We start from the raw sequence: 13,785 nt of genomic DNA, 5'->3' as shown, positions 1-13,785 counted from the left end.
TTTTGCTCTTAATTTTAGTTACGTTTGTAAACGTTATAAATATTGTTTATTATATAAATATACCTCTGCCAATATCCCGCCTAAGCCTATAAACATAATTAGCAATCCAATATAATTATTAATAGATCTCCCTTCAATAACTAAAAATATTGATATTAAAAAAATTAATATATAAATTATTTTTTTCACTTATTCACCACCTAGTATAATAAAATAATATTTATTTAATATTAATCACGTTATTAAGTGACATTTCATAAGTCTTCAACTCAATAAAATAATGCTTATTTAACATCTATCCATATTATTTCACATGGTTTCAGCTCAATTTTTGCGGCTATGCCTATGCCGTCATATACATTTGTTGTTTGTTTTTCATTAGAGTTATTTACAACAGCATATTTTTTACAATCTAAATATGCAGCCACTTCACAGTAAATATTATCACAATACCACTTTTTCATTCTTTCTTCTTTATTAGCTACATAAAAGCACGCTCTCGTTAATAAACGGGTATTCTGTGCTGAATATGGTAATCCTGCAATATAAACTGCACGGCCTTTTCCGTAAGAATTAGATGCCATTAATAAATTATCCTTTTCAATTTCTATTATTTCTGTACTTTCTTTAATAGCATATATATTCTTTTGGCTTTCTCCAAAATCTAGAGGTTCAACTACATCTTCTGTTATGAAATGCTTATCTGCCTTCATATTAAAATATTTGTCTTCACTTAGTGAAAAACCTAATTCTTTATCAACGCCTAAAGCATCTGATAATTGAAAAAATTTCCCTTGATTTAATACTGCTGACGGTTCTCCAACTCCAATAAATCCTCCTCCATTAAATATCCATTCTCTCACAGTAGTAATTACCTTTTCATCTAACCATGTTTCACCACCACTAAATGCTGTTCCTGAATCTCCAGCATTTATTATTACATCAATATCTTTTGGTATTCCATTATTTTTTATGTCATCGAAGCTAATGAATTCCACATCTACACTCATTCCACTTAAGGCTTCTATAATTCCAATATAAGTGTAAGCTTGCTTGTACCATAAAGCATGTGCTACCATATGGGTTTGCCATGTACGAAGCTTCCCCCAGCAATTTAACACACCAATCTTTAATCCACAATAAGGCTTTACTCCATTTATATTTTTATATATTTCTCTGAATTCATCACAAATATCCTTAATATAATCTACAAATTCAGGAAATTTATATGCTAGTGATAAATATCCACCATATCCTATTCTATCTACTGGTTTTCTCATTATTGCCCTTCTGGCTGTCAGCCAATTTTCTCTAGCTTCTATTATAGGGTCATTTCCTTCATAAAATACATCTGGAAAGAAATAAGGTAAAAACCTGCCTTCCGTATACTTAACTCCAGGTATATCCGAAATCATTCTAAGAGTAGCTCCACTCCCTACAGATCCAACTACAGCATCTAATTCAATACTATCAAAATATTTTCCATAAGGTTCTGTTCCTATCCATGTATCTCCAAGAAACATCATTGCTTCTCTTCCTTTTTCATGTGTTATATCAACTAATTTTTTAACATTACAAGCAACAAATTCTTGTTGAAAATCCATATAATCCAAATATTTTTGTGTTGGAACTCTAAACGTACTATTATAGTATCCTTGATCAATTATATCTTCTGGTCTTAATTTATATCCCTTAACTTTTTCAAATTCCATTAAAGCTTGTGCACTTACACTTGAGCTGTATCCAAACCAATCAACATATTTTTCTTTTCTCTTGTTATTAAATACTAATGTAAAGTGGTAAAAGAATGTTGTAAAACGAACTATATTAGAATCTGGATGCTCATCTAACCATTCATACATTGCTTCAATTACATGATTATTTGTTTTTTCATGCCTTATGTCAAAAGGTAATTCATGTGGCTTATCCTTCCAATCATTAGTAATATGGTTATACATTTGTGTAGGATCCCAAATACAATATGCTAAAAATGAAACTGTATATTCATGCCACTTCACTGCATTTCTTATTGTTACTTTTTGAGTCTTCTCATCATAATCCCAATCCTTTATATCTACAATGCCTCCAGTAGTTCTATCTATTACCTCCCAAAAATATTTTATATCATGATAAGAATCTGGCTGGACCTGCTCTTCTAGATATCCATTCATTATATCTATCACCAATGTTTCTTCTTGAGCTAAAACATATTTACTCATTAAATAAGTTTCTTGTAATTCATTCATATTCGCCTCTGCCCACTCATTATCTCCACGAGCTGGAAAATATGTTGAATATATTTTCTCTGCTACACCTTTAATTTCAGGCGGAAGCTTAAATCCATCGCAGTCTCTAATTGCATCTGCTCCCCATTTCTCTAGTATTTCAATAGTTTCTTTCATAAAATTGTCATCAGTTGGTATCGTCACTCTTCCTTTATTCATTGCAATCCTCCTAATATTATTCTTTTATTCCTCCTACAGTCATACCTTCTGTTAATTTTTTTTGAACTAATATATATAAAATTATTGTAGGTATCATAACAATTACAAGACCTGCATACATGGAACCGTAATCAGTTGCTGTTTTTTGTACTTGCATTAAATTTATTAATCCCAGTGGCAAAGTTTTTGATCCATTTGGCAATAAAGTCAATGCTATAATATATTCATTCCAAAATGCCAAAAAATTAAATAATATGACAGTTATAATGCTAGGCTTGGCCATTGGTATAATAACTTCTACTAAAGTTCTTAACTTGCTGCATCCATCAATATAAGCAGCTTCTTCATATGATTTAGATAATGTTTGAAAATAATTTATTAGTAAATATACTGTAAATGGTATTGCTGTTGCTGCATAAATTATACTCAAAACAATTCTGCTATCTAAAAACACTTCCATACTAGCTGGTAATGCAAAAATTTCTCTCACTACTTTTTCTCCATCTAAAACTAATAGAAAAATGGGGATTACTATATAATTTACATTTATAAATAAACCAGCTGCAAATAATATATTAAAGAATTTTCTGCCTTTAAATTCAAATCTTGATAAAACGTAAGCTGCTGGTATAGAAACAACTAATAAGATAACAAGAGCTAATGCAGTTACAATAATTGAATTTATAAAATATTCTCCCATATGTGCATCTACAAAGGCTTTTCTAAAGTTTTCAAAATAAAAGCCTTTTGGGAGAGCCCATGGATTACCATAAAACTCAGACTTATATTTCAATGAAGCTAAAAATGACCAGCCTAAAGGTACTAATATGCTAAGCGCAAAAATACATAGGCAAATATAAGTAAATAATTTCATTAACCTTTGGCCAGATCTGTCTTTAAGTGAATTTTTCATACCTGTACCTCCTAAAACTCTATAACATCTCTTTTAGTTATTTTGTTTATTATTACGGATAGTAAGAATGAGAATACAAATACCACTACCCCTATTGTCATTCCATATCCATAAGCTGAATTACTATAAGCTTGGGAGTACATATAGCTTAAAAATACTTCTGAAGAACCATCAGGTCCACCCATAGTCATAACTTTTACAAACAAAAAGCTTAAATTTATTGTACTTATTACAAAGAAAGTTAATGTAGTTCTTACAGTGCTCCATATTAATGGAATTGTTATTTTGAAAAATTGTTGTATTCTTGTTGCACCTTCTAATTCTGCTGATTCATAAATACTGCTTGGAATGCTACTCATACTTGCCATATACATTACCATATAATATCCAACAGCCTGCCAAATCATTGCTACTGCAATGCACCATACTACAACTTGCTGATCTCCAAGCCACATTCGTGTAAGTGATTCGAGGTTTAAAGCCTTTAACGTTGCATTAATTATTCCTTGATTCGAATCAAGTATTGCTGAAAATATACCTGATATTACAACTACGGATAATATATTTGGAAAATAAAATACTATTCTAAAAAAATTTTTGAATTTTGTATCTTCCCTTGTTAAGATTGCAGCTGATGTTATGGCTAGAGCTAAAGTAACTATTGTCACTATTACTAATAAAAAAACTGTATTTTCAAAAGATCTTAAAAAATTCGCATCATTTAGTAATATCTTAAAATTATCCAGCCCAACAAACTTCTTTTTGTTTACTAAACCTCCCCATTTAAACAAAGACATCCAAAACACGTTAATCGTTGGTATAATCATAAATATTATAAATAGTATTGTTGCTGGAAGTAATGATAACACTACAAAAATTTTATTTTCCTTGCTCTTACTAATCATTAATTTATTACCTCCTTTTCCTTTATCTTGGTAATTATATAATATTATTTCGTAATCATTTTCACAACAAGATTATTGTCATTTTTTTTAGTTATCTTGGCTTTAATCACAATTTAAATTAAATTTATTTATTAAATAAATTGAAATCAATTACAAATAATGATATATTTCCTAATAAGGTACTCTTTAAAATCTACACATTTATACTTAATAAACTTTTATCATATAATAAATAATAATTTTGAGGTGTTTTATGAGTAATACAAGATATCTAATACATGAGAAGGATCTTTCTAATTTTAATTTTCAACTTCTTTATATTAATAAATCAAAATTTGAAAATGATTGGCCTAGCACTCGTCACTTTCATCCATTCATGGAAATTTTCTTTATAACTGATGGTGTTGGATATTTCGAATTTGATGATTCTACTATAAAAGTTAATCAGTGGGATCTTATTATTATAAATCCCAACTGTCTTCACACTGAAAAATCTAGTTTTGAAAATATTCCTCTAGAATACATAGTTCTAGGAATTGACAATTTTTCAATTAACTTTTCCGAAATTCATCACTTTACTGAGGATGATGAAACCATTAACAATTTATATAAGATACTACACTTTAATTCAAATAGTTCTTCCATATTAAGTTATTTAAATTCTCTAATACAAGAAATTGAAATTAAAGATTATAGATATGAAACTGCTTGCAAAAGCATACTTTCTCTTTTTCTAATAAATGTTTTAAGAAATAATTCTTCCATGCTATTCATTGAAAACCCAAATAAAAACTTAAACTTAGAATGTATTAAAGTAAAAAATTATTTAGATACTCATTATGCTAATAACATAACCTTAGATCAGTTAGCATATATATCTTATATGAACAAATATAATTTAGTTCATACCTTTACAAAGCAAATTGGTGTATCTCCTATCGCTTATTTAATAAATAAACGAATAGATGAGTCTAAAATATTATTATCTACCACAAATTATTCCATTAGAGATATAGCCTCAATTGTTGGCTTCTCCAATTCTTCTTATTTTAGTCAGATTTTTAAAAAGCAGACAGCTGTTTCCCCTAGAGCATATAGATCAAAAAGTAAATTATAGAGATAAAGTACAAAAAAAGATGTTCACAATTTTCAGCGAACATCTTTTTTATAATTAATGTTATTTATACATATTATCATAGTATTTTTGATAATCACCAGATGTAACATTATTCATCCATTCTTTATTATCTAAATACCATTTAATAGTTTTCTTTATTCCAACTTCAAATGTAGTTTCAGGATACCAGCCCAGCTCTGCCTTTATTTTATCTGGAGCTATTCCGTATCTTCTATCGTGACCTTTTCTATCGTCTACATACTTAATCAAATTTTCAGTTACGTTTTTATCAATATTTTCATTTATATAGGATATAACTGTTTTTACTATTTGAATATTAGTTCTTTCATTATGCCCGCCAACATTATAAACTTCACCAAGTCTGCCGCCATTAATAACCATATCAATTGCTTTTGCATGATCTTCTACAAAAAGCCAGTCTCTTATATTCATCCCATCACCGTATACAGGTAACTCCTTATGATTCAAACAGTTATTTATTAACAATGGAATTAACTTTTCAGGAAATTGAAATGGCCCATAGTTATTTGAGCATCTAGTAATGTTTATAGGCATTTTATAAGTATCATAGTAAGCTTTAACCATGAAATCCGAACTTGCTTTACTTGATGAATATGGACTATGTGGATCTAATGGTGTTGTTTCCATAAAGAATCCTTCATCTCCCAAAGAGCCATAAACCTCATCAGTTGATACATGAAGAAACTTAACTCCTTCTTTAAATCCATCTTCTGTTTCCCATGCATTTTTAGCACAATTAAGCATATTAACTGTTCCAAGTACATTAGTACTCACAAATACTTCTGGTTCTTTTATACTTCTATCAACATGTGATTCTGCTGCAAAGTGAACAACATAATCTATATCATTATTTTCAAATAAATTTAAAACCAATTCTTTATCACAAATATCCCCTTGAACAAAGGTATATCTTTCGTCATTCTCAATTGATTTAAGATTTTCTAAATTTCCCGCATAAGTTAATTTATCTAAATTAATTATTCTAATGTCCTTATATTTATTTAACATGTACAAAACAAAGTTTGAGCCTATAAAGCCTGCTCCACCTGTAACTAAATATGTTTTCATTATTACAACCCCTTTATTTTACTTATCTAATTTGTCTGATGTCTAGCTCTTCTAATACTCCCTAACATCTAAAAGTGAAAGTGATTCACATAAAAATATAGATTACATTTTTAGTTCTCGACTTTTATTTAAGAAGGAGTAAAGAATAGCACGACCCTAGATTAACTCAACTAAATTTAGAGGGAGACTAAAACTCCCTCTGAATAAGTTTCGTTTTACTTATAAATGATTTTATTGCATCCTTCCAGTCTCGCATTTCATCACCTATAGTATTTCTAAGCATCATATTATCAAGAGATGAATATTCTGGTCTTTTTGCTGGAGTTTTATACTCCTCTGAAGTACAAGGTTTAACTTCACATTTCTCGCCAGATAATTCAATTATCATTTTAGCAAAGTCATACCAGGTGCATTCTCCTTTACCTGTACAATGATATATTCCATATTCTTCTGTTTCTATAAGCTTTAATATATGATAAGCTAAATCATTAGCATTGGTAGGGTTACCCCTTTGATCATTAACTACTGTAATCATGTCTTTCTCTTTTCCAAGTCTTCTCATGGTATAAACAAAGTTATGGCCTACATAACCATAAAGCCAAGCTGTTCTTACTATAAAATATTTTGAAGAAAGTTCTCTAACATAGTTTTCACCTAAAAGCTTAGTTTTTCCATATACACTATATGGAGCTGTTAAATCATATTCAGTTAATGGTTTATTTCCTACTCCACTAAATACATAATCAGTTGATACCTGCACTAATTTAGCCCCAACTTCCTCAGCTGCTATAGCTAAATTTCTTGGGCCAATTGAATTAACTTTAAATGCAAAATCTTCATTACTTTCACAGCCATCAACATTTGTTGCTGCTGCACAATTAATTATTACATCTGGCTTTAAATCATTTATTTTATCTTTAACTTGTCCTAAGTCAGTTATATCTAATTCATCCACGTCTAATGCTATGACTTCAGATTTCTTCATACCCTCTGAAATTTCACCTATTTCAGCTTTTCCACTTTTTATTATATCTAAAATTTCATTACCTAATTGACCTTTTGAGCCTGTTATTAATATCTTCATAAATCCATACTCCTTGAAATCCTACAATCTAAAATCTTCATAATCACTTAAATCCAATTCTTTAAAGCTTGGATGATTTTTATCCTTTTCAGATAAAATTATATTTTCTATACCATCCATTGGCCATTCTATATTAATATCTGAATCATTCCACATAACTCCACCATCATATTCTGGAGCGTAAAAATCTGTACATTTATAATTAAATACAGCTTCATCTGAAAGTACTAAAAATCCATGAGCAAAACCTTCCGGAATGTAAAATTGTTTTTTATTTTCTTCACTTAAAACAACGCCTTCCCACTTACCATAAGTAGAAGATCCTGTTCTTAAATCTACTGCTACATCAAAAACCTCACCTTTAGTCACTCTGACAAGTTTACCCTGACTATGTTTTCTTTGAAAGTGAAGTCCTCTAAGTACACCTTTGCTAGATCTAGATTCATTATCTTGAACAAAATTCATATTAAGACCAGCCCCTGAAAAATCTTCCCTATTATAAGTTTCCATAAAATAACCTCTGTTATCTCCGAAAACTTTAGATTCTATTATATAGACTCCTTCTATATCGGTTTTATTAAAAATAAAATTCCCCATGTTCTTAACTCCTCATTTCCTATTAATAGCTACAATTTATGATTTAGCCTTTTGAATTTCTACTTCCTCTACTATGTCTATTAAGTACTTACCATATCCTGTTTTCATTAATGGTTTAGCAAGTTCAATGACTTGTTCTGAACTTATCCATCCTTTTCTGTAAGCAATTTCTTCAAGGCAGGCTATATATGTTCCCTGAGTACTTTGTACTGCCTCAACAAAATTAGAAGCCTGAAGCATAGATGCATGAGTTCCAGTGTCAAGCCATGCCATTCCTCTGCCTAATAATTGAACCTTTAATGTTCCTTCTTCCATATAAACTTTATTTAAATCAGTTATCTCTAACTCACCTCTTGGTGAAGGCACTAACTCTTTAGCTTTTTTAACTACTGAATTATCATAAAAATAAAGTCCTGGCACTGCATATTTAGATTTTGGTTTTTCTGGTTTTTCTTCTAAAGATATAACTTTTCCATTATCATCAAATTCAACCACGCCAAAAGCCTTCGGGTTTTGAACATAATATCCAAATATGCATGCACCACTTTCTAAACTAGCTGCTTTTCTTAAATGCTCTGTAAAGCTTTGTCCATAAAAAATATTATCCCCAAGAACCATTGCTACATTATCATTTTCTATAAACTCTTCTCCAATAATAAATGCTTCTGCAAGGCCTTTAGGCTTTTCCTGAACTGCATATTCAATATTTAATCCCAATTCTTGTCCATCTTTAAAAAGCTCTTTAAAATTAACTATATCTCTTGGTGTAGATATAATTAAAATGTCCCTAATTCCTGCAAGCATTAAAACCGACATTGGATAATAAATCATTGGTTTATCGTATATTGGTACCATTTGCTTTGACATTGCTTTTGTTACTGGATATAGGCGAGTACCTGATCCTCCTGCTAAAATAATTCCTTTCATATCTTATCTCCATTTCCTACTCTTATACTGTCTAAATATTCTTCAAAATCTTCTTTAATCTCTGGAATTTTCATTGCATACTCTAAATTGACCTGTGGTTAACTAATTCCTCCAATAGAAAAACACTGCATAAAATTTATTATTTAGCAGGCACTTGTAATTTGAATTCTTATACTCCTGGGGTGCTATTAAGAAACTTATGGCCAATTTTCCAACTATTGGATTATTTGTATTTCCTTTTGATAAAAATGTATATCCCTACTAACGTTAAATACACAATTGCTCCAACAAAAACATCAGAAGCCAGAGAAAGTATTTTACTATTAATTGTTGGTAACACATGCATTACACATAACATTATAAATCCAAATGATAGGAAGAGTAGTGCATTGGGAATATATCTAACAAAATTAACTTCTTTTCTAACTTTATAAAACTGATAGAAACATACAATAATCTCTGCACACACAGTCCCTACGGCTGCACCCAAACCACCATACTTTTCAATCAGTAGTAAATTAACCAGAATATTTACTATTGCACCAACTATTGCTGATTTAATATAAATCTGATCTTTCTTTTTTGGGATTAAATATTGTGTACGCAATACATTCCCACATCCAAAAAAGAGTAGTGTAATAGCAAGCATTCCTAAAATTGGTTCGGTCTTTTGAAAATTATCGCCAAAATAAAAAATTACAAATTCATCTTTTATAGCAAACAAGCCAAACGAAGCAGCAGATACATATATCATTACAGCATTCATAGTAATATCCATATATTTCTTGCTAGTGTTTTCATCACTTGAAGAGAATAGTGCTGTCATCCGAGGCAGCATTACTGTACCAATCGCTACAATTAGCGACTGTACTATATTAATTATTTTTTCAGCATTTTCATAATAACCGACCTCATCCATAGTACACATATAACCTAACATGATTTTATCCAATATCTTATATATGCTTACTGCAATTACGGGAATGAACAAAATAAAATTGGGCTTAAAATGCGAAAGAACATTATGCCAAGACGGCATTTTGATATCAACTAATTTTTTTACATATGGCCACAAACATATCTGACTGATAATTGTACATAATGCCATAATAAGAATATAAATATATACATCATTTTTTGTTCTAACAAAAATAAAAATACAAATAACTGACAATAACTTTACGGCTGTATTTCTAATGACTGTAAGTTTGAACTGCTCCATTCCAAAAAAGAACCAGTTAATATCAAATAAAGCCGAAATAACCCATACTACCATAATAACAGCTGCCACTTTATCGACGCTAAAGAACTCAATATATATAGCATACAAGGCTACACTGACAAAAAAACATATCATCTGCATACAGTAGATTTCGCAAAAAATTCTTGAACGTTCCTTTCTATCTGCTTGAACAGAAGCAATTACCCTATTACCATAATTTGAAAGTCCCAATGTAGTAATATATGTGAAATACATTGCAATAGACTGTGAAAAGGAATATGTTCCAACCCCACTTGCTCCTATTTTCCTTGACAAATATGGTGCTGTAATAAATGGTACTACTAAAATCAATATTTGATATACAAAATTATATGTTATATTTTTCTTAAGTTGCCCCATTATTTTTATCCTCACCTTTAATTATGTGTGCGGGAATACCAACAGCACAGCTATTTTCGGGTACATCCTTTAATACAACTGCGTTAGCACCTACTACAGAGTTGTTTCCTACATGTATTTTTCCAAGAACTTTTGCTCCAGCAAATATTACTATATTGTCTCCCAATATTGGATCATCCCCATAGCCTGCTAAACCATATATTTTTTGTCCTAGCGTGACTTGTTGATATATCGTGCAATTATCACCAATTACAACCTCATTACCAATAATTGTTCCTTGAAAATGTGCAAACCTAAAGTTTTTCCCAATTTTTGGATTTCTTCCAATATCAACATGATATTTTAGAGACAATTTTTTCCTTAAGTGCTTCTTAATTTGCGAATTTTCCGATGCTAAATAATATCGAATTAAGATAACTACCCTAAACTCTAACGATCTATAATAAAGCAAAAAAGATCTAATCATTAACATTTTCCTCTTGCCATATATATTAATGTACTCTTTCTTTAAAATATCAAACATATGCCACCTACCATTCTTTATTTGCACAACTCTTTAACCTGTTGATCTAAATGCTCCAATGAAAAATACTTTTCATACAGTTTTCTAGCTCCTTTTGATACTTCAAAACTTATATGTCTATTTTTGAAGCATTTTTCAATAGCTACTGCTAATTCATCATCACTCTCAAAATTATATATATTGCCATTAACCCCATTTTCCATTAATCCGGATTGACCTGTTTTAGATGAAGTAATAAAAGGACATCCAAACATCATCGCCTCCGTTATAACAACTGGCAAAGGATCATCTATCGAACAACAAACAATAAGATCAGATTCAAGATAAATTTTATACATATCATTTCGAGCTATAGGACCAATAATTTCAATGTTATTATTAGTACCTATTTGGTCGAGTAATCTATTTTTATATAACTCATCGGCAGATCCTGCAACAATTTTTATTCTAATGTTTTCACGAATTTCTTGATTGAGTAAACTATACGCATTCACAATTTGCATTTGGTTTTTTCGCGAACATATTCTTCCAATCACTGAAATGACATATTCTTTTCTTTTAAAGCTTTTTTTGCTGGCAAACTCATAAAAGTGATTTTGAAATTCATCAATACAACCGTAGTACATGATACCGTAATCTAAATCATTTCTTAATTTTACTAATGAATCTTTAATCCTTTCACTTACGCACATAATGCGAAGATTTTGATTTGTCTGTTTTGGCATATAATGAGCGAATGATTTCAGTATTCTGTCTTCTTCATGAATCCACCATATTATTTTATGATTCAACTTATTATTTTCAATAAGTTGGTCTATATATTTATACATTGTAATTGTGTTTACTACTATAGCATCTAGATCTAATTGTTGTATTTTTCGAATATACCATTTATACATAAATCCCATTCTAAAAGCAGGAATTCCCCTTTCTCTGGCATCACTTATAATTTCTCCACCCTTGCCCGCCAAAAAGAGAGTTGTATTATTACTAGAATTTAAATATTTTGCATATTCATATAAAACAACTGGTGCACCACCACTTCCATCTGAATTATTACTTATCAATATAATAATTTTTTTCCCTTCCAAACTACGTAATGTATTATTAAAGGAAAACCAATCTATTAAAAACTCTTTTTGGTGACGTATGAATCTTGGTATTCTCTTTACTATATTCAATATCTTCGCCCTCCTGTATGAATATTAATAAGTGTCTTTTGGGAATACAATACAAATCTAATATAGATAATTGCCAATGCAAAATTGGGCTTTGCAATTTCTAAATCTCCAAAAGTGTAGAATAATAGCACAACCATTAATGAATAAAGACAAATATTACGTTCACTTGGCAATCTTTTTGTTTTTACATAAGACAAATTCGCAAAAAAGCCCAACAGAAACATTCCAATAACAATTCCAACCTCTCTTGCATCATAAAATAAATACCAAAATACGGAAACATATGCATTAGCACGTAAAATATCTCCAATCGCATTCCATTCATTCATAACACTTAGTGTCAAATCATAAATTTGTGCAAAAAAATCAGGTACAGAAAGTACTGGTAATAAATTTTTGACAACATAAAAACATGGATACGAAAATCCAATCCATGAAGCGAAACCATATCCATATTGACCTGTTGATGATACTTTTTCACTCCAATACTCAAACATATACGGTTGCATTGCAAAATCTAGATATATCGTTTTCCATGCAGATTTTGTTCTTGACATAGTCATGATAATTAGAGAAATTACTACCAGAACTCCGACTATCAAAAAGATTTTCTTTTTTTTACGTTCTTCTTTTTGGGTTTGCCTATCTCTTATTTCCTTTTTGCTTTTTAATGAAAATGTATATGCTACAATCATAAATATCGCGAATTGGATAGCGCTTTGTCTACCACCTGTTGATACAATCCTAAGCAACAAGATTAATAGACAACATACCAATAATTTTTTATCTCTTTTTCCCATCCAAAAATCTACAGCCGTCGTTGCATTAATTGCTATATACATCGGATTTGTTATTAAAAATCCTATTGCATTAAAAATACCACTATTTCCACCATTGTCTGTATTATATAAATAGTCTTGTACAACACCTAAGCTAAAACCGCTTTTTATTAATTCGATTCCGTAACTTCCAAAGTTAACTAATAGATAAATAATACAAATCAAAGCAAAAATATATGTTAATTTGTAGTTTAGATGATTTTTTACTCCATCATAAGGGTTAATTCCACCACCATTAAGTGATATTCTTCTTGTCTTTCCAAATATACATATTGATATAAAAACATATCCAATAATAAAACTTACTAATCCACCAATTATTAAATAGTATGTCCTATCTTTTGCTGGATACAATGTATATAGTTGTAACATTGACAAAAACATGATAATAGACCATAGTGTCAATAAAATAGTTATAGGATTACATATTTTTTTCTCCCATTTCGCAGCAATAACTGCGATAAGTAAAAATATAATACAGCACACAATAACTGCAGGTCTCACTCTATCTCCTCCTCGCTTTA

Annotated in this window: 13 protein-coding genes; 1 reads left to right on the top strand and 12 read right to left on the bottom strand. The window is 30.0% G+C overall.

Features of this window, described 5'->3' with window-relative positions:
- Positions 1–33: 33 nt before the first annotated feature.
- From CDLVIII_RS31160 to CDLVIII_RS08370, 4 genes are all read right to left on the bottom strand, one after another.
- Positions 34–189 (bottom strand): hypothetical protein, encoded by a 156-nt coding sequence (locus CDLVIII_RS31160; protein ID WP_009169016.1) that lies wholly within the window; start codon positions 187–189, stop codon positions 34–36.
- Between the two features lie 95 nt (positions 190–284).
- A complete protein-coding gene (gnpA, locus tag CDLVIII_RS08380; RefSeq protein WP_009169015.1) occupies positions 285–2,444 on the bottom strand; it encodes a 1,3-beta-galactosyl-N-acetylhexosamine phosphorylase in 2,160 nt (719 codons plus the stop codon).
- Positions 2,445–2,460: 16 nt separating this feature from the next.
- Entirely contained in the window at positions 2,461–3,357 is an 897-nt protein-coding gene (locus CDLVIII_RS08375) for a carbohydrate ABC transporter permease (RefSeq protein ID WP_009169014.1), read from the bottom strand.
- A gap of 11 nt (positions 3,358–3,368) precedes the next feature.
- Positions 3,369–4,262 (bottom strand): sugar ABC transporter permease, encoded by an 894-nt coding sequence (locus CDLVIII_RS08370; RefSeq protein WP_009169013.1) that lies wholly within the window; start codon positions 4,260–4,262, stop codon positions 3,369–3,371.
- Positions 4,263–4,515: 253 nt separating this feature from the next.
- On the opposite strand from CDLVIII_RS08370, the gene CDLVIII_RS08365 reads away from it, so the two are divergent.
- A complete protein-coding gene (locus CDLVIII_RS08365) occupies positions 4,516–5,379 on the top strand; it encodes an AraC family transcriptional regulator (RefSeq protein WP_009169012.1) in 864 nt (287 codons plus the stop codon).
- Between the two features lie 60 nt (positions 5,380–5,439).
- On the opposite strand, the gene rfbB is transcribed toward CDLVIII_RS08365, so the two are convergent.
- From rfbB to CDLVIII_RS08325, 8 genes are all read right to left on the bottom strand, one after another.
- A complete protein-coding gene (rfbB, locus tag CDLVIII_RS08360; RefSeq protein ID WP_009169011.1) occupies positions 5,440–6,489 on the bottom strand; it encodes a dTDP-glucose 4,6-dehydratase in 1,050 nt (349 codons plus the stop codon).
- A 187-nt stretch (positions 6,490–6,676) separates the two neighbouring features.
- Entirely contained in the window at positions 6,677–7,573 is an 897-nt protein-coding gene (gene rfbD, locus CDLVIII_RS08355; protein ID WP_009169010.1) for a dTDP-4-dehydrorhamnose reductase, read from the bottom strand.
- A 21-nt stretch (positions 7,574–7,594) separates the two neighbouring features.
- Positions 7,595–8,170, bottom strand: coding sequence for a dTDP-4-dehydrorhamnose 3,5-epimerase (gene rfbC / locus CDLVIII_RS08350; protein WP_009169009.1), 576 nt, complete (start codon positions 8,168–8,170; stop codon positions 7,595–7,597).
- 36 nt (positions 8,171–8,206) lie between these two features.
- A complete protein-coding gene (gene rfbA / locus CDLVIII_RS08345; RefSeq protein WP_009169008.1) occupies positions 8,207–9,097 on the bottom strand; it encodes a glucose-1-phosphate thymidylyltransferase RfbA in 891 nt (296 codons plus the stop codon).
- A gap of 223 nt (positions 9,098–9,320) precedes the next feature.
- Complete coding sequence (locus CDLVIII_RS08340) at positions 9,321–10,718, bottom strand: flippase (RefSeq protein ID WP_009169007.1); 1,398 nt, start codon at positions 10,716–10,718, stop codon at positions 9,321–9,323.
- Positions 10,705–11,241, bottom strand: a complete 537-nt coding sequence (locus CDLVIII_RS29215) for a serine acetyltransferase (RefSeq protein WP_009169006.1) — start codon at positions 11,239–11,241, stop codon at positions 10,705–10,707. Before CDLVIII_RS29215 ends, CDLVIII_RS08340 begins: the two co-directional genes overlap by 14 nt.
- A 17-nt stretch (positions 11,242–11,258) precedes the next feature.
- The gene (locus CDLVIII_RS08330) at positions 11,259–12,422 is read right to left on the bottom strand and encodes a glycosyltransferase (RefSeq protein WP_009169005.1); all 1,164 of its coding nucleotides are present in this window, start codon (positions 12,420–12,422) and stop codon (positions 11,259–11,261) included.
- Positions 12,419–13,765 carry an O-antigen polymerase gene (locus CDLVIII_RS08325; RefSeq protein WP_009169004.1) on the bottom strand — a complete coding sequence of 449 codons (1,347 nt, stop codon included), beginning with the start codon at positions 13,763–13,765 and terminating at the stop codon, positions 12,419–12,421. Before CDLVIII_RS08325 ends, CDLVIII_RS08330 begins: the two co-directional genes overlap by 4 nt.
- Positions 13,766–13,785 lie beyond the last annotated feature (20 nt).

This window comes from Clostridium sp. DL-VIII (assembly GCF_000230835.1).
Classification (GTDB): Bacteria; Bacillota; Clostridia; order Clostridiales; family Clostridiaceae; genus Clostridium.
This window is presented reverse-complemented; position numbering and strand designations above follow the sequence as displayed.

Excerpts from the sequence above, each read along its gene's own strand:
- rfbB (WP_009169011.1), bottom strand. The coding sequence starts at position 6,489 with ATGAAAACATATTTAGTTACAGGTGGAGCAGGCTTTATAGGCTCAAAC.
- rfbD (WP_009169010.1), bottom strand. The coding sequence starts at position 7,573 with ATGAAGATATTAATAACAGGCTCAAAAGGTCAATTAGGTAATGAAATT.
- CDLVIII_RS08365 (WP_009169012.1), top strand. The coding sequence starts at position 4,516 with ATGAGTAATACAAGATATCTAATACATGAGAAGGATCTTTCTAATTTT.
- rfbA (WP_009169008.1), bottom strand. The coding sequence starts at position 9,097 with ATGAAAGGAATTATTTTAGCAGGAGGATCAGGTACTCGCCTATATCCA.
- CDLVIII_RS29215 (WP_009169006.1), bottom strand. The coding sequence starts at position 11,241 with ATGTTTGATATTTTAAAGAAAGAGTACATTAATATATATGGCAAGAGG.
- rfbC (WP_009169009.1), bottom strand. The coding sequence starts at position 8,170 with ATGGGGAATTTTATTTTTAATAAAACCGATATAGAAGGAGTCTATATA.
- gnpA (WP_009169015.1), bottom strand. The coding sequence starts at position 2,444 with ATGAATAAAGGAAGAGTGACGATACCAACTGATGACAATTTTATGAAA.
- CDLVIII_RS08370 (WP_009169013.1), bottom strand. The coding sequence starts at position 4,262 with ATGATTAGTAAGAGCAAGGAAAATAAAATTTTTGTAGTGTTATCATTA.
- CDLVIII_RS08375 (WP_009169014.1), bottom strand. The coding sequence starts at position 3,357 with ATGAAAAATTCACTTAAAGACAGATCTGGCCAAAGGTTAATGAAATTA.
- CDLVIII_RS08340 (WP_009169007.1), bottom strand. The coding sequence starts at position 10,718 with ATGGGGCAACTTAAGAAAAATATAACATATAATTTTGTATATCAAATA.